Genomic DNA, 17,213 nt, shown 5'->3' on the forward strand with positions numbered 1-17,213 from the left:
AAATTACTCAATAAATCATTGATATAAATCAAGCTTATTTAAGAATTATAGTACTACAATTAAATAGAGCTAAAAAATAATATGTTTCTGACACCTTCATGACACGATTTGCTAGTATTTTGACATAATTCTGACATAATTTTAAATTATATTTAAAATAGGCAAAAGCTCAAGGTTTTTAAAAGAATTATAGTTATATAATAACTCTACATTATTTTTAAATTAAGGTATAACTATGCATCCAAGTTTAACAAAGGCTAAAATCTTTACAATATTGGCTCTAATAATATTGTCAGTTTCTTTTACTTTTCCCATGGTTGCTTTCCACTCAGCGTTAAATAAAATTCATGATGGTAGAGAAAGCGAAATTTCATCTTTTACTAAAACTGTATGGAATATTTACAACCAAGGTAGATACAAAAGCCAAACAACAGATAAATCAGCGCATAATGATTTAGATAAAATGATAGGGAGTGCATCTGAAATAGGTGTAGCTTCTATGCCTATCTGGGCAGTTTCGCTAGAAGCACCGAACTATCCTAAAGAGGCTTTTCCTGATGGTATTCCTGTTTTTTTCCACTTTGATGGATTTAGTGGAGAAGTTCATGAAATGAATACTATTAATCACTATGTAGGAATGGACCCAATGTGGATTGGTGGACAGATTGAGCGAGAAATAGGTATATATGCACTTCTGTTTCTCTCTTTGATAATGATTTATTTTATTGCCTATAATGCTAAATTTTTAACATATTTTATGTTGATTCCTTCGGCATTACCTCTGCTTTTTATTGCAGATTACTCTTACTGGTTATATTGGTTTGGACACAATCTTCATAACTGGGGAGCATTTACTATAAAACCTTTTATGCCTACGGTATTTGGAGACGGTAAAATTGCTCAATTTACGACTCACTCGTATCCTACTATAGGTTTTTATCTTCTTGTTGCAATAAGTTTATTAAGTTTACTTGCTTTTTTTGCAAAACAAAAAGCTCTTAAAGAGATGAAATAAGATCATGTTAAGACTCCTTTTTGCTTTATTTAGCGTATCTCTATCGCTGTTAAATGCAAATGTATTGCAAAAAGCAATAGACGATGCTCCTGTAGGTTCAATACTAAAATTAAACGCCGGCACATATGAAGGTAATATAGTTATAAATAAACCAATTACGATAATCGGCAAAGAAGATGGGGTAATAATTGACGGCGGCAATAAAGGAACAGTAATTGCCGTAAATAGTTCATATGTAACACTGAAAAATTTAAAGATAATAAATAGCGGAGACAGACATGAAACTATAGATGCCGCCATATCATTAAGTGACTCAAAACAGTGTGAAGTAAGCAACTGTATTATAGATAGTTGTCTTTTTGGTATAGATTTGAAAATGGTGCAAAATAGCATAATTTCAAATAATAAAATAACCTCAAAAGATTTTGATTTGGGTCTTAGAGGCGATGGGATTAGAGTCTGGTATTCAAATGATAATATTATTAAAGGAAACTCTCTAGTTAAATCACGAGATATGGTTATATGGTACTCTCACGGTAATGAAATTTCAGAAAACTCTGGGGAGTATTGCAGATACTCTTTGCACTTTATGTATGCAGGAAAAAATATAGTTAAAAATAATCACTATAAGTATAATAGTGTAGGTATATTTTTTATGTATTCCAAAGACACTATTGCAACAGGTAACGTTATAAAAAGCTCTTTAGGTGCTACAGGAATGGGAATAGGTCTAAAAGAGGTAACCAATTTTACAATCAAAGATAATACGATACTGTACTGTGCGCAAGGAATGTATATAGACAGATCGCCTTTTGAGCCGGATACCAATAACTGGATTGAAGAGAATAAAATACTGTACAACTCTGAGGCACTTCACTTTCATTCACTGAGTGAAAACAATATTATCAAAAATAATAAAATAATGGGAAATATTGAAGACGTTGTAAATGATGGCAGATCAAGTAAAACTTACAATAATGAGATAGAACAAAATTATTGGGATAATTATGAAGGATTTGACAAAGATGGAGACAATATAGGGGATACGCCTCATAAGGTTTATCAATACGCCGATCAGCTTTGGGTATATAATCCGGACGTAAAGTTTTTTTACGGTTCTCCGGTTATATCACTTTTAAATTTTTTAGCTAAGTTAGCGCCCTTTACCTCTCCTTTATTTTTAATGGAAGATAAAAAACCAAAAGTTATGATAAAAGGTTAACAATGGAAAAAGTACAAACAGATAGAAGAGAGTTTGTGAAATTCTCTACACTTGGTATTTTAGGATTGGCACTTGGGGGAGGAATGGTATTTTCCCCTTATTTAGTAGGTAAAGAGAATAGATTAAGACCGCCTGGAGCTGTTAGTGAAGACAAATTTTTGGCTTTATGTATTAAATGCGGTCAGTGTCTTCAAGTATGTCCTTACCACTCTATAAAGTTGGCAGATTTTGCGAAAGGAATTGGTGTCGGAACTCCGTATATAGACGCAAATGAGCGTGGTTGTTGGGCTTGTGATGCAGTTCCTTGTGTTTTGGCATGTCCTAGCGGGGCATTAGATCACCACTGTGAAAAACCGCAAGATATTAAAATGGGAATTGCAGTTTTAGAGTTTCCAAATACCTGTTTGGCTATAAGTAATACGCTTATCCCAAAAGGGTATAATGACAAAATGCACAACTTTGTCAACTCTGTTCGAAACAAAACAGAACAAGAAGATGTAATACTAAAAAAACTTGATGAATTTGAAGGCAAAGAGTGTACGCTTTGTGCAGATATGTGTCCTATTCCAAATCCGCTTAGTGCAATTGCAATGATAGCAGACAGCGGAGGCGGAAAGAGACCTGAAGTTTATGACGGATGTATCGGTTGTGGAGCTTGTCAAGAAGTTTGCCCTACAACACAACCGTCAATTGTTGTTAAACCACGCGTAATGTATAATGAATTTTATAATAAAGCTTAGGAGTTTTACATGAGAAAAAATATTTTTAAAATAAACATCACGACGGCCATTTTCGCATCTTTTGTTATTTTGTTGAGCGGTTGTAGCGGTGATGATGGTAAAAAAGAGGATTTATCACAAAACTCTAAGGTTGCAACATCTTCGGGTATTGAGGTTGTAAAAAATGAGAATGCAAAAGAGATTAAAATAGAAGAAAAAGAGAAAACAAACGATAAAAGTAGTTCATACTATTATGATTATGGCGTAAAGAGTAAGTATGCTCTAAATTCAACGCCTGCTAATGATGATGCTTCGGTTAGAGAGAGACCAAGAACGGCAGTAGATGCAAATTTACATGTAAGAAGCCCTTACGAAAATGTTCAAATATCTATGCTCGTAAAGAGTCTTAGTAAAAATTTTATCGTAAAATGCTCTGCATGTCATAATGATTATGCAAACGGAATAATAGGACCTTCTCTTCTTGGAAAAAGCTCTGATCTTATATATGAAAAAATTAAAAAGTTTAAAGATGATAAAAAAGCAAATGTTCTTATGAGTGATTTAGTTTCAAAAATGGACGATACGGAGATTAAACAACTTGCCGATGAGATATTTAGCTTTAATCAAGAAATTAAAAATGCAAGGAACAAATAATGCAAACTAAAAACTTAATAAACTTAAAAAATATTGTAGTAGCTGTTATAACAATAGTAGTGATATATCTTATGGTACTAACTGCCTCTAGAGGAGGCGCATATCATGGCGGAGAGCAGGGGAAAGTTATAGAAGATATAAGCAAGGTACAAATGCCGACACAGCAAGATACTCAACAGTATAGCCAACAGCAACAACAAACGCAACCAAAAGAAGAAGTGAGAGACGAGTTAAAAGAGCTTAAGGAAAAAGCAGGAAGTATCGGACAAATAAATGTTAGCTTAGCGTACAAAAGTAAGTGTTCGGCATGTCATGGAATCGACGGTTCGGGAATGCAAGACGGTAGAAAGCTTATTGGACCTAAGCTTTATGGGCAGGATGCCGAGAAAATTTACAAAGACTTAATCGACTTTAAAGCAGGAAAAAAAGAGAATGTTATTATGAGTGGCTTGTTAATCAATACAAGTGAAGAAGAGTTAAGAAAATTTGCAGATGAAATAGGCGCTTTTTCTTCTCAAGAAAAAAATCAAAAATAGTGATTTGACATGGATAAGTATAACAATAGAGAAACTATAAAAAACTCTACTTTTTGGTCAACTTTTTTTGATAAGACTAGTGATGGAAAGACGAAATTTAGCTATAGAATGAAGAGATGGATTTTAGTTATATCTATCCATCTTCTATTTTTTCTATCGTTTGCCATTGATATTCAAACACTTGAAGGAACGTTAAACGGTTCTAGATTTTTGGGATTTCATCTAATTGACGTATTTACTACAATGGAAGTTTTTTTATCCACTCATGAACTACATGTAAATATGATTATAGGAACTGTTACCATTATAGTTTTTTATATGCTAGTAGGCGGAAGAAGCTACTGCTCATGGGTTTGTCCTTACGGTTTATTAAGCGAAGTAGGTGAAAAAATACATAACACTCTTGTAAATAAAAAAATTATCAAAGAGAGAAAGTTTGACCATAGAGTAAGACACGTTTTCTGGGCTATGTTTTTAATTCTCTCTTTTACAAGCGGTTATATGGTTTTTGAAACTTTTAACGTTGTAGGAATTATGAGCAGGATTATAGCGTATGGCTGGAGTTTAGCCGTGGTATGGGTAATTATAGTATTTGCTTTTGAAGTATTTTACTCTCGTAGAGCTTGGTGTACATATATCTGTCCAATCGGAACTACATACGGATATATAGGAAAAGTATCTGCTCTTAGAGTTGAGTGGAATGATAATTGTGACCACTGTATGGTTTGTCATGATGTCTGTTTTGAAAATCAGGTTCTTGAAATAACAAAAGCAAAATATGATGATCAAAGAAAAGAAAAAAGTATAACAAGAGAGTATATTACAGGAGCTGATTGTACATTGTGCGGAAGATGTATTGATGTTTGTCATGCGGATGCATTAAACTTTGATTTTAGATTAAAAAGCTTGGTATAACTATGATAAAAATAAACAATTTAACCAAAAAGTTTGGCTCACATGTATCGCTTGATAATGTAACATGTGAGTTTAGTAAAAATGACAGTGTTGCTCTAATGGGTGCTAACGGTGCAGGTAAAACCACACTTATCCGCTCTATACTCGGGTATTATCATCCAGATAGCGGAAATGTTTTAGTAAACGGATTTTGTCCTATAAAAGAGAGAGTTAAAGTTTTACAAGATATTAGCTTTGTTCCTCAACTCCCACCTCCTATTAAACTAAGCATAGATGAACTTATGAGTTACGTGGTTGTTAGCTCTGACGTAGATAAAGAGTTGATTTTGCACTACGCAAACGAGATGAAACTAAATATCAAAGATAATATTAACAAATCATTTTTTAAACTAAGCGGCGGTATGAAGCAGAAGCTTCTGATAGCGATTAGTTTGGCAAAAAAAAGTGACATTATAATCTTTGATGAACCGACTGCAAATCTTGATCCAGATGCCAGAGATGACTTTTACAGACTTGTTAAATTAAACAGCAGTGAAAAAACAACACTTTTTGTAACCCATAGGCTAGAAGAGGTAAAAGAACTTGTTAATAGACAAATTTACATGGATTTAGGAAAAGTGGTATCCGATGAGAGAGTTTAAGCTTTTACTTCTATCTTTTTCTCTTTTGTTTTTTATTAACGGATGTAACTCTTATGAAAAAGCATCCGTTAAAAAATCAGATAGCTGCTCTACATGTAATATGAAAATCCTTGATTCAAAACTATTTACTTCAGAGTTGAGCATAGATAATGAAATTCACAATTTTGATGATATAGGGTGTATGGTTTTATTTGCTAAACAAAATGGACTTAATTTAAAAGAGCTGAAATCTAAAGTATTTACAACAGATACAAGAGCATATATAAATTCATACGATGCTCACTACAAAATAGATGAAGAGACACCTATGAGCTACGGTTTTAGTGCTTATCAAAATTCCAAAAGCGGTGCTATATCTTTTGATGAAGTTATAGTTAAAATGTTGAGGGGAGAGCATATGGCAAACCCAAAAATAAGAAAACAGATACTAGGAAGTGAAAATGCGCGCTAATAAAAGTGATTTTGGAATAAAAAATCTATATCTAATCGCCTATTTGGACTTAAAAGAGTCTATAAGAGCAAAATGGTTTTTAGTCTATTCTTTAGTTTTTGGTGGACTTATAGCTCTGTTTTTTATTGCAGGGGTTACAGAGTCACAAGTTATGGGCTTTAGCGGATTGAGCAGACTGTTGCTTATGTATATTCAAATTACAATTATAATACTCCCTATTTTTATACTAATAACAACTGTACGTTCAATATCCGGAGACAGAGACAATAATATACTTGAGTACATGTTGTCATTTCCGATATCTTTAAAGCAATATTATTGGGGTAAAATTATAGGAAGATTTATAACTGTTTATCTACCCGTTTTCTTTGCAATGATAATAGCAGTAATATTTGGCGCAATTAAAGGCGCTGATATTCCATGGAGTATATTTTTCTTATATACAGGTCTTTTGTTTGCACTCTCTTCTGCTTTTTTGGGAATAGCATTTTTTATCTCATCATTTGTAAAATCAAGCGAAGTAGCACTTGGAATAGCTTTTTTTATATGGATATTTCTACTCTCTTTTATAGATATTGCACTTATTTCACTTATGATGCAGGGAAGATTTCCAAGCAGTTTAATCATCTCTATTGCTATGATGAATCCAATGGAAGTATTTAGAGTAGCGGCAATATCTCTCTTTGATCCAGAATTAACAGTTATGGGACCGGTAGCATTTTATATACTAGATGCGATGAATAGAGCTTTGTTTATTATTTTTTCTATCGGCTATCCACTTGTATTAGGTTTGATTTTTGCAACTTTTGGATTTGTAATATTTAAGAAAAAAGATTTAGTTTAAAAAGGAGCTATTATGAAAAAGATTTTATTTGCAGCGGCGATAACTACTAGTATGCTGTTTTCATACACTATGGATTATGATAAGGATACGATAAGTATCGTAAGAAAGATGAAAGTTTATGAAAATCCAAAGTGGGTCTCTAAAATAGAACTTACAAATGGGAAAAAACTTTTCTTTGTCAGCCCTAAATCCATGATAGAGTTTTATCATCAACCCGGAAAATGGTTTGATATAGGTGTAAAAAGTGAAGCAGACTTTAAAGATATTCTAGTAACGGATTACAAAAGCTTAAAACCTATTGATGCAAAAGGTGCATTTTATGTTTACGGAAGTTCACATACTTCTCCCGCAGGTGATGATTTGGTTCCTTTTGCAAATTATGAGGAAGCTAAAAAGTTTGCAGCTTCATATAACGGTAAAAGAGTTCTATCTTTTAAAGAGATAAAAGAGGCTCTTATAAATCTTTTAAACGGAAGAATTTAGTTCAAGCTAAAAGTGCTTGAACTATAATAAAATCTAAACAAAATTTAACAATAGTTAAAACCAAAACCTTAAACCTAAAGTTAGGTAAACTTCATCTAATAATTCTATATTATTGGTATTTCCAAAGTTTTTATTCCACTCTACCCCTACATAAGGTGCGAATTCTCTTATAAATTCATACCTTATTCTTGCTCCTAAGGTAAGATTAGAAAATCCACTTCCTATATCCATTTGCTTGTCGTTCTTTGTATATGCCGCAAAAGCCATACTAGGTGTTAAGATAAGTTTCTGAGTTATAAGTGCCTCATACTCTGCTTCTGCTCTGAGTCCGACATTTCCGTCTTCTGCTACAAGAAGAGATGCACGTATTTCAAAAAAATATGGAGCCAGCCCCTGCAAACCTATTACTCCCCACTTTTTATGTGAATCTTGCGTTTTGTCATAACCCACACCCATTTGAATATCCCAATACGGAGATATAGCTCTGGAATAAACAAGCTGATTTTCACTCTTAGCAAAAGAGGCGCCTTTAGCTTTTTCACCTTCGGAGTAAATATATATCTTGTTTAAATCATAGCCTGCGTATGCATAAGTATCCCAAGTTAGTAGTTTTTCATCATTAAACTGATATTCCAGCTCATCTACTATCAACGTAGCTCTAAAAATATTGTCTGTTCCGCTTGCAAATAAATTTATACTACATGTTGATATAAACAGTGTCATTATTAGTAATTTTTTCATGATATGTCCTTTAGGTAACTATTACTTTTCTAAACATACCCGACATATGATAAAGCAGATGACAATGATATGCCCAAGAGCCTTTAGCATCGACGTTGACTCTAAAACTGATCTTAGAACCGGGTTGTGCTATAACGGTATGTTTTTTAGGAAGATAATCGTCATCTCCCGTCTCTAAATCACTCCACATTCCGTGAAGATGCATAGGATGATTCATCATAGTATCGTTTATATAAGTGATTCTAAGCCTCTCACCGTATTTGAACTCAAGCGGTTGAGCGTCTTTGTAGGCTATTCCGTTAATAGACCACATGTATCTCTCCATATTTCCGGTTAAACGCAGGATTATCTCTCTGTCTGGATACTTATCGTGAGCCGTGGAAGTCAGTGATTTTAAATCTGCATAAGTTAAAACTTTTCTGCCGTTATCTCTCAATCCTACTCCGGGATCATCAAGTCTGTATTGAGGGTTTACGGCTCTCATGGTAGTTTGTACGCCTCTGGCTTCTTCAAGTTTGCTAATGGGTATGAGTGTTGTTTCTTCATTTGTTTTCATAGGCATTTTCATACCTCCGCCACATTTCATAACACTCTCTTTTTTAAGAGGTTTGTCCATATTTGACATGTCATGAGTGTTATCGTTCATATTAGCTATACTCATGTTCATACCCATATCCGCATGTGTAAGGATAGGAAGAGCATCCATATTCGGAGTCGGTGCTACTATATTTTTATCATATGTTAAAGCTCCAAGAGCAAAACCGCTTCTGTCAAGGCTTTGAGCAAATATAGAATAAGCGGTATCTTTTTCAGGCTCTACTATAACATCGTAAGTCTCCGCAACGCCTATTCTAAACTCATCCACTTCTACGGGCTGAACATTATTCCCATCGGCTGCTACTACTCTCATTTTAAGCCCCGGTATCCTAACGTCAAAAAAAGTCATAGCGGCACTGTTTATAAAGCGGAGTCTGATTTTTTCACCATTTTTAAAAATAGCTTTATAGAGTGTTGCAGGATTTTGACCGTTCATAAGATAAGTATATGTATAACCTGTCACATCAGATAAATCCCTGTCGGTCATTGCCATTTCGTTCCACATCTTTCTATCATTAAATGCGGCAAAAAAACCTTTTTCTTTTACTTCATCAATAAAATCACCGACCGTTCTTTGCTTAAAATTGTAATAATCTGCAGATAATTTAAGTTTTCTATATACGCTTTTAGGCTTTTCATCCGACCAATCTGAGAGGGTAATGACATAATCTCTATCATACTCATAAGGGTCCTTTATCTTCGGTTCTATTACTATAGCTCCGTAAACGCCGGTCTGTTCTTGAAAATCTGAGTGAGAATGGTACCAAAAAGTTCCGCTTTGTACTACGGTAAATCTGTATGTGAAAGTCTCTTCGGGTTTTATACCTCTAAAGCTTATTTCGGGAACGCCGTCCATTTGAAAAGGCAATATAATCCCATGCCAGTGGATAGACGAGTCCTCATCAAGATTATTTGTCACATTGATAGTAATCTCATCCCCTTCTCTCCACCTTAACGTAGGACCGCTTAACATACCGTTTACGACAGTTGCAACTGAGGGTTTGCCTGTTATGTTTACAAATACTTTATCGATTGTAAGATCAAATCTTGTTCCGCTTAATTCTTGCGTTTCTATGCGATTTGAAATCTTTGTACTTGCACTTATATTTATTGGTGAAGATGCGATTATACCGCTTGTGAAAACACCTTTTACAAAGATTCTTCTTGACATATTTAAGGCTTTTTGAGTCATCTTTTTCTCCTCTTGTGCCGTTTTATAAGAGAACATTATAACAAAATCCGACAATATGAATATACAAATAGTGCAAAGAATGTTGGAAAAAGATAAGAAACAAGAGGATAGATTTACTAAATAACTTTCCTCGGATGAAAATCCAAGAAAAGTCAAAAAATAAAAGTGTGTCGAAGGTGTTGTATATTAAAAACTAAATTGCTCACTCTTTAAAACTCTAAACTTACTTAGCTCTTTATTGTCTTCAAGTTTAAGTTTTTTTATGCCTTCATCTGAAATTCTTTGAACTCCAAGTGTAAGCGTTAGTCTATCGCCTTTTTTAAGCGTGTATGCAAAAATAATCTCTCTTTTGGCATATATTAAGCTGTCTTTTAGTGTCTCTTTAGCATCCCACGGCATAACCTCTTTGCCGTCTTTTGCTAAAATTCTCTCAAATATAAACGGCTTTAACTCTATTGTCTTTGCATCTCTTTTAATTTCTGCTTTTAAAATCCCTTGTCTAAATGCCTGACCAAAAAGTGCATGATTTGATTTGTTAATAACGCTTACACTAAATTCACTACTGGATTTTGAAACTTTAAAATCTATATATTCTCCCATATTTTTGCTTTTATGGTATATTCCTGCAATTCCATGATAAGCATGAGTCTTGCTCTCGTTAATAGTAACTTTTGTTCCTAAAACCTGCGGCATATGACATGTCACACAGCTGTTTTCATCTTTCTCGTCTATTACCGCATCTAACATACTGATATCAAAACTGTGTTCATTGTTTGTGTGCGAGTGACAACCCATACATACGTTTCCGCTATAGTAGTTTTTATTGTCATAATCAATTTTATGATAAGGAGAGCTTTTTGACTCTTTTACAAGTCCAAACCAAGATGTTTGTGTTTTATACTCTGCTTTTCCTTTTTTTCCCTCTTCTGCCGTATAAAATTCTTTTTGTTTTCCTGTGGAAATATTTGTATTTGAACTATCGCCATCTTCTATATCTTTTATAGTATGACAATATACACATGATATAGGCTCTTCTAGTTGAGTTTCATTTTTAGATAGTTTTCCATTTTTAAGTGCTTCTGCATCGCTAGGAGAGTGACATTTTGCACATGTATAACCTTTTTCATCTTTTGGATGAGCATCCCACATAGCTTGATGAATAGGATTATTATAGGCTGAAGCGTTGCGGTGGGAAGATTCATAATATTCTGAAAAAATAATCGGATGGCATTTCTGACAAACCTTGCTCTCGTTTGCAGTTAAAAAACCGGCAAACATAATTGTAAAAATCGATAAAAGTATGTAACGCATATCGTAATCTCCATAATTAAAATTTATGTATTCTAACTAAGAGCGAATGTAATTGTATTGATATAAATCAGTTATACATTTTTTATTAAAAAAATTCTACTAATGCATCTCTGTCTATATATTTGCTTTTAACATTTATGATATCATGATCTTTGAAAAATTTTAAAATTCTTGACAACGTTTCCGGAGATACGCCTAGTACTTCGGCTATCTCTATATTTTTTGTCTCAAAAAAATCATCGGCATGATTATATATATATTTTGCAACTCTCTCTTTGGAGTCAAGAACCAAATTGGTTGAAATTATATTTTCAAGATTTTTAATCTTTTTAATTAAAGATGTTTGAATATTGAATGCCATATTCGGGTTGGAGAAGATGATGTCTTTTAGTTTATCAAAATCTATTTTTAAAACTTCGACATCGCTATATGCCTTTGCCGTTGCAGGGTAGGGTATCCCTTCAAAGTTTGCAACTTCGCCTATTAACTCATTATCATGAAAATATTTCAAAACAACCTCTTTATGGTTTGAAGAGGTCTTATATAGCTTAATCACGCCCTTAACAAGAAGGTATAAAAATCTTGGTTCATCGCCCTCATAAAAAACAATATTATCTTTTGAGACTCTCTGCTCTGTAGTAAAGGTCTCTATCTTTCTTATCGTCTCTTCGTCTATATTTTGAAAAAGAACCGTATTTTTTAGATGTATTCTCATTTTATTCTTTTCAATACTTCATCATAGGATAAAATTTCACTATTGTTTTTGATAGAGTTTTTTGTTTTATGCGCACTAAATCCAAATCCCATAGGGGTTATATTTTGGGATGTATAAAATGCAGCTCTTGCATCTATCCACTCTCCTGATTCAACATCAGTAATCCAAATTTTTGCTTTATCTTTAAATTCTATATTTTCCTCATTAAACCAGATTGCCATACAGCCGATATCATCAAATTTATAGAGCTTATTTGTAGATAGGTCTCTTAGTTGAACCGTGTTTTTTCTATCACTAATGACCATTACACATCTATCACACATATCCCTATCCCAATTTATTTTGCCAACCTCATTAGCACTCTGCTCTTGACAACCAAAAAAACTAAAAACCACAAATAAAAAAACTAATAAAAATCTAACTCTTACCATATATTAACTCCAATATTTAAAGCCACACACCATTTTTTATATAGTATGCTAGGACGAATGATGTTAATAATATAACATAAAGAGAATTAAATAGAAGTGATAAAGTATAGTTTTTCTTTGTCTCTTTTACTAAACCTACTACCAGTCCGTAAAATGTCCCTGCAAAAAGCAACAAATATATAATGTAACCTACATAATAGTAGTCATATTGCAAAAAGCAAAACGGGCAGTGGTGTGAGGGAAGCTCGTATATATAGGTACCAAAAAATGTTATCAGAGAAATCAGTGCTATGATAATAAAAAGTATATTTAAAACTGCAAAAACATATCTCTTTTTTAAAAAGTAAAATATAGCTATAAGCAGATAATTTGTATAAAAAAGAGTTAAAATAGTAGTCGTATCTAAAGAAAAAAGTCCTGAAATAGTAGAGTTTGCAGAGCTTGAGTATATACTTCCGCAACAACTAACCATCTTATCTATCTCTATAGAATTAAACATAACAGTTTCTAAAACAACCTCAGATATAAAAAGAAAAAACAAAACTATAAAGAATCCGAATTTCAGTTTAGTGTAGGGCTGGTTTTTATCTTTAATATCCTCTGCATGAAGCTTTAGCCAGTAAGCAAACAGATAAATATTTACTATTTTTAAGATTATGAGATATGTACCGTATTTTGTAGCATCAACTACTCCTGCTGCGCACATAGCACCGGTTAAGACGTTTGATATCTTATCGAGAGCAAAAATAAAAAATAGAAACAGAGGAACTTTTATGGCAAATATATACTTTATAATGGTAGATGCTAAAAAACTCTGTTTCTCCAAAGAGTATTGAATTTGGCTTGTCGAATTAATATTCCAATTAATATATATTTTAATTGCAAGTACAAATGCAATTAGTGCAAAAAGTGTAAATATAAGATTTAAAATCAGTATGGTAAGTACTTCGGGAGTAAGCAGCATTTAAGAGAGAACTCCCTGATGTATCTCTATCTCTTTATCTACAATATCAAGACCGAAAAAAAGAGGGTCGTGAGTAGCTACAACTATTGTTTTTCCCTCAGCTTTTAGCTCTTTTAACATGTCGATAAAATGAAGTGAAAGTTTCTCATCCAAATTTGCCGTAGGCTCATCCGCTAAAATAATTTTTGGAGTATTAATATTTGCCCTTGCAATGGCAACCCTTTGCTGTTCGCCTCCTGAGAGGTTTTTTACAAGCTGATTTGCTTTATGCTCTATATGAAACATCTTCAAAACTCTCTCTAGTTTAGTTTCTATCTCTTTTACATGTAGATTCATTGGAAGAAGAGGCAGGATGATATTCTCTTTTACGCTAAGCGTAGGTATAAGATTGTACTTTTGAAAAACAAAACCTATATTATCTCGTCTAAAATCGGATGCAAAGTTATCGGGAAATTTTGATACTCTGTTATCGCCCACAATTACCTCTCCGCTTGTCGGTTTGCTAAGAGCGGCGATAAGAGATAGTATTGTGCTTTTTCCGCTTCCGCTTGCCCCTTTTAAAACTACAAGCTCTCCCTCTTTTATCTCTATGTTTATATCTTTTAATGCCGTTACTATGTTGTTTTTATTTACTTCATACTTTTTTACTATATCAATTAGCTTAATCATTATCTTATAACCTCGTCTGCTTCTAAAGTAGCACTTCTCCAAGACGGTATTATCGTCGCTGCAATATAGATGGGTACGCTTAGAAAAAATATAAGCGCCAATGTCTGTATATCAAAAACAAAAGGGAGTTCGAATGAGGTTTTTAGCTGTGAATAGCCTGTAAATATATTTTGCAATAACGGTGCATTAAAGATATATACAAATGCAAGTGCCAAAACTATACCCGACATGTAGGAAAAAAATGAGATAATAAAACCTTCGTAAAACTTCTCTTTTAAAACATCATCGACTCTCCAGCCTATGGCTTTTAGTATCCCTATCTCCTTTTTCTCTTCACTGCTAAGTCCGCTTGCTTTGTCATAAATTATTATAAAAAAAGTAAAAAGCGAAACGACGAACAGTGCTAAAAAAATCCCGCTTTTATAGTCAAAAATATTCTGATAACTGATTTTTAAATCATCTTTTGTTATTACTCTGGTATCCGGATACATAAGTTTTATTTTTGAAGCGATAGTAGCAATCTCGTTTTCGTTTGCAACTTTTACTACTATGTCCGTAGCTTTCTCTTCTTCTATATCAAAAATCTCTCTTACGTTTTCTTTGCTCATAACTATCACATCGTTTGATTCTAACTCAGTATCGCCGTTGAAAACCCCGCTTATATCCACTTTTTTAAGTGTTCCGTCGGGTTTTATAAAATTAAAATACTCTTGATAATAGTTTTTATTCATTACCTTTTTAACACCTGTTCCTATAAACATCGATGAGCCGCTGTTAAAATCTAACTTCTTTGCTACATGTATAAGAGAGTTTTTATACTGCTGTTCATACTCGTCAATTCCTACAATACTAAAGTTTACGCCTGCATTTTCAAAATAGTAGTATCCCCAGACTCTAGCAACTGCGCTACTTACTCCGGTAATTGTCAAGATATCGTCTATTGCATTTACGTCTATATCGTAATGACGCCCCGCTTTAACCTTTTGAACTACAATTTCAGGAAGAGAATTAACGGTACTTTGAAGCTCATATTTTATTGAGTTTGTTATGAAAAACAGTGAACTTAGCAAAAAGATAAGAGCGGTTAAGACTACAGTAATAAAAAAACTTTTATATTTCTGCCTTAGCAGAGAATTTATCGCATACTCTATAAGATAGATATTTATTTTACTGCGCATTTAGACTCTTTTGATTTATAATGTGTGAGTGTGTATATGTATATGTGGATGGAAAATACTCTCTTAAGCTAGGGTCGTCTTTATATATGCTAAAAAGGTTGCTCATAGTTCTGTGGCGAATAAAAGAGGCTTCGGTGGATATTGCCAAATCAGGAAGTCCTACAACTTTTGTAAAATCGTTTTTTAAATTTAACATGTTATTATCCATACTCTTTGAGTTGAGATAAATGCTCTCGAGGATAAAAACTCCAAAAATAGTTAAAAAAGCGTAAAAAAGGGACTTACTTTTTTTATTCATCTAGTTTATGCACTTCTTTGGCTTTTATATCTTTAAACCTTAATACCTTCAAACCTTTATGATCCATACTAAAAGTTTTTGCCTCATTTTCACTTTTAAAAGGTATCAACTCATCTCCCATCGGACCGTAAACATCACTGCCTATTACATAGTATGCCTCTTTCGCATCAATTGCTTTTTGAGAGTAATAGTCGCTTACTAACATTTTAGAGATATTCTCTTTATGCTCAAAGTAGTATTTCATCATATCTTTTACGCCGTCAAATGAAAGATGAGACTCTTTATAAAATATTTGTGCCGCCCATTTAGGATATTTATATACAAACATTCCGCATACAGGGCACTTTTCATCTCTACTTACGTTTATTGTGTCACTTGAATTTTTTAAATCGCCGTACTTTTTAACTTCCCAAAGATATAAACTAAGAGCTTGAAGTTCACTCTCTTTTAGTTCCGAGCAAAGATTTTTATCTTTTATATCAGCTTTTAGCTCATTAATTTGATTATATGCATTGATATCTATCTCTTTAGTACATTTTTTTTCAAATATCTTTTTTCCCATAGGATAGACTTGCTTGCTTTTTTTGTTATCGACCATGGCAACATCCGAGCTAAGAGACTCTTTTGCAATTTTAAGTGCGGTTTTAAAGTCAACAACCTCTCCGCCGTGTTCTATATTAAAATCATCAGCAGCCTCTTTTTGCGCAAAAGCCAGTTTGCTAACTTTTGACATAGTTCCTTTTACGTCAGAACCTACTACATAAAATGCACTTGAAGCTTTTATAAACTTTTGGGTTAAAGCATCTACGACTTCTATCTCGTCAATATTAATATCATGCTCTTGCATATCGACTATCAAACATCTCATAGAGCAGTATTGTCTTAATTTATGATTGTGAATTTTTGAAAGATGGGAAGTTTTATAAAATGCTTCAAGATTCATTCCGCATACGGGACACCACTCTTTTTGAGCACCCTCTTGAAATAATTCAGGCTTAATTGTTGCGGATTTTGTAAAACCTATTGCTTGTAAATTTGTTATAGCAAAAACTAAACTAATGGCAAATATCGTAATTGATTTTTTTAACATAAAGAGTTCTTTATAGTAAATTTTTTTAAGATTTTACCATAAAGTGTTTATATGAAGAGTTAATCTAAGAAACTCTAAGAAGCATTAACCTTCTAATAAACAAAACCAGAAGCGCTAATGCCATTATTTTAAAATCAAGCTCGCTAGCTACATGTATATTTTTAAAAGTATCGCTTAAAACTGCTTCAGAGCCGAGTATATGCATAGATATTATTTTTGGCACATAAACTGCACTAAACATAAAAGCAGAAAAAATAAAAGTTACCGAACTACCAAATAATATTGCATCTCTTTGCCCTTTTTTATACATCATTAGCTCATAAAAAAGTACAAAAAAAGCACTAAAATAGACCCAATAGCTAAAACGACGAAAAATCTCCGCCATTATTACGCCTGCATTATAGTTATCAAGTATAGCACTATGGAGAATTTTATCGGTGTGAAAAATCAAAGGAGCAACAAATGCACCTAAAACAATGGTCGCCCCAAATGTTGCTGCCAACATAAGCAGGTAACTAAAATCAACATATATATTTTTTTTCACAAA

General features: G+C 33.1%; 21 protein-coding genes. 10 read left to right on the forward strand and 11 right to left on the reverse strand.

Going from position 1 to position 17,213, the window contains the following annotated elements; genetic code table 11:
* Window positions 1-235: 235 nt before the first annotated feature.
* From A2530_RS02515 to A2530_RS02560, 10 genes are read left to right on the forward strand one after another with little or no spacing between them, the layout of a single operon-like run.
* Window positions 236-1,015: a cytochrome C gene (locus A2530_RS02515; protein WP_294884239.1), complete on the forward strand. Its 780-nt coding sequence runs from the start codon at window positions 236-238 to the stop codon at window positions 1,013-1,015.
* Window positions 1,016-1,019: 4 nt separating this feature from the next.
* Window positions 1,020-2,237, forward strand: a complete 1,218-nt coding sequence (locus A2530_RS02520) for a nitrous oxide reductase family maturation protein NosD (RefSeq protein ID WP_294884238.1) — start codon at window positions 1,020-1,022, stop codon at window positions 2,235-2,237.
* Between the two features lie 2 nt (window positions 2,238-2,239).
* On the forward strand, window positions 2,240-2,977 hold the full coding sequence (locus tag A2530_RS02525; protein ID WP_294884236.1) for a 4Fe-4S dicluster domain-containing protein: 738 nt from the start codon (window positions 2,240-2,242) through the stop codon (window positions 2,975-2,977).
* A gap of 9 nt (window positions 2,978-2,986) precedes the next feature.
* Entirely contained in the window at window positions 2,987-3,610 is a 624-nt protein-coding gene (locus tag A2530_RS02530; protein ID WP_294884234.1) for a hypothetical protein, read from the forward strand.
* Window positions 3,610-4,146, forward strand: coding sequence for a c-type cytochrome (locus tag A2530_RS02535; protein ID WP_294884233.1), 537 nt, complete (start codon window positions 3,610-3,612; stop codon window positions 4,144-4,146). The genes A2530_RS02530 and A2530_RS02535 overlap by 1 nt, the downstream gene beginning before the upstream one ends.
* 9 nt (window positions 4,147-4,155) lie before the next feature.
* Window positions 4,156-5,061 (forward strand): NapH/MauN family ferredoxin-type protein, encoded by a 906-nt coding sequence (locus tag A2530_RS02540; protein ID WP_294884232.1) that lies wholly within the window; start codon window positions 4,156-4,158, stop codon window positions 5,059-5,061.
* Window positions 5,062-5,063: 2 nt separating this feature from the next.
* On the forward strand, window positions 5,064-5,702 hold the full coding sequence (locus A2530_RS02545; protein ID WP_294884231.1) for an ABC transporter ATP-binding protein: 639 nt from the start codon (window positions 5,064-5,066) through the stop codon (window positions 5,700-5,702).
* Complete coding sequence (locus A2530_RS02550) at window positions 5,689-6,153, forward strand: hypothetical protein (protein WP_294884229.1); 465 nt, start codon at window positions 5,689-5,691, stop codon at window positions 6,151-6,153. Before A2530_RS02545 ends, A2530_RS02550 begins: the two co-directional genes overlap by 14 nt.
* A gap of 16 nt (window positions 6,154-6,169) precedes the next feature.
* On the forward strand, window positions 6,170-6,997 hold the full coding sequence (locus tag A2530_RS02555; RefSeq protein ID WP_294884616.1) for an ABC transporter permease subunit: 828 nt from the start codon (window positions 6,170-6,172) through the stop codon (window positions 6,995-6,997).
* Between the two features lie 12 nt (window positions 6,998-7,009).
* Window positions 7,010-7,480: a nitrous oxide reductase accessory protein NosL gene (locus tag A2530_RS02560; RefSeq protein ID WP_294884227.1), complete on the forward strand. Its 471-nt coding sequence runs from the start codon at window positions 7,010-7,012 to the stop codon at window positions 7,478-7,480.
* Window positions 7,481-7,534: 54 nt separating this feature from the next.
* On the opposite strand, the gene A2530_RS02565 is transcribed toward A2530_RS02560, so the two are convergent.
* The 11 genes from A2530_RS02565 to A2530_RS02615 form a co-directional block, all read right to left on the reverse strand.
* Entirely contained in the window at window positions 7,535-8,221 is a 687-nt protein-coding gene (locus A2530_RS02565) for a copper resistance protein B (protein WP_294884226.1), read from the reverse strand.
* 10 nt (window positions 8,222-8,231) lie between these two features.
* A complete protein-coding gene (locus A2530_RS02570; RefSeq protein WP_294884224.1) occupies window positions 8,232-10,010 on the reverse strand; it encodes a copper resistance system multicopper oxidase in 1,779 nt (592 codons plus the stop codon).
* Between the two features lie 186 nt (window positions 10,011-10,196).
* Entirely contained in the window at window positions 10,197-11,321 is a 1,125-nt protein-coding gene (locus A2530_RS02575; RefSeq protein ID WP_294884223.1) for a multiheme c-type cytochrome, read from the reverse strand.
* Between the two features lie 85 nt (window positions 11,322-11,406).
* Window positions 11,407-12,036: a Crp/Fnr family transcriptional regulator gene (locus A2530_RS02580; protein WP_294884222.1), complete on the reverse strand. Its 630-nt coding sequence runs from the start codon at window positions 12,034-12,036 to the stop codon at window positions 11,407-11,409.
* Window positions 12,033-12,467 (reverse strand): hypothetical protein, encoded by a 435-nt coding sequence (locus A2530_RS02585; protein ID WP_294884221.1) that lies wholly within the window; start codon window positions 12,465-12,467, stop codon window positions 12,033-12,035. Before A2530_RS02585 ends, A2530_RS02580 begins: the two co-directional genes overlap by 4 nt.
* 16 nt (window positions 12,468-12,483) lie before the next feature.
* On the reverse strand, window positions 12,484-13,431 hold the full coding sequence (locus A2530_RS02590; protein WP_294884219.1) for a hypothetical protein: 948 nt from the start codon (window positions 13,429-13,431) through the stop codon (window positions 12,484-12,486).
* Complete coding sequence (locus A2530_RS02595) at window positions 13,432-14,100, reverse strand: ABC transporter ATP-binding protein (RefSeq protein WP_294884218.1); 669 nt, start codon at window positions 14,098-14,100, stop codon at window positions 13,432-13,434.
* Window positions 14,100-15,278: an FtsX-like permease family protein gene (locus A2530_RS02600; RefSeq protein ID WP_294884217.1), complete on the reverse strand. Its 1,179-nt coding sequence runs from the start codon at window positions 15,276-15,278 to the stop codon at window positions 14,100-14,102. Before A2530_RS02600 ends, A2530_RS02595 begins: the two co-directional genes overlap by 1 nt.
* The gene (locus A2530_RS02605; protein ID WP_294884216.1) at window positions 15,268-15,474 is read right to left on the reverse strand and encodes a hypothetical protein; all 207 of its coding nucleotides are present in this window, start codon (window positions 15,472-15,474) and stop codon (window positions 15,268-15,270) included. Before A2530_RS02605 ends, A2530_RS02600 begins: the two co-directional genes overlap by 11 nt.
* A 94-nt stretch (window positions 15,475-15,568) precedes the next feature.
* Window positions 15,569-16,666, reverse strand: coding sequence for a nitrous oxide reductase accessory protein NosL (locus tag A2530_RS02610; protein ID WP_294884215.1), 1,098 nt, complete (start codon window positions 16,664-16,666; stop codon window positions 15,569-15,571).
* 64 nt (window positions 16,667-16,730) lie between these two features.
* Window positions 16,731-17,210 (reverse strand): DUF4149 domain-containing protein, encoded by a 480-nt coding sequence (locus A2530_RS02615; RefSeq protein WP_294884214.1) that lies wholly within the window; start codon window positions 17,208-17,210, stop codon window positions 16,731-16,733.
* Window positions 17,211-17,213 lie beyond the last annotated feature (3 nt).

Origin of the sequence: Sulfurimonas sp. RIFOXYD2_FULL_34_21, assembly GCF_001830805.1 — a bacterium.
In the GTDB taxonomy this organism is placed as follows: Bacteria; Campylobacterota; Campylobacteria; order Campylobacterales; family Sulfurimonadaceae; genus Sulfurimonas.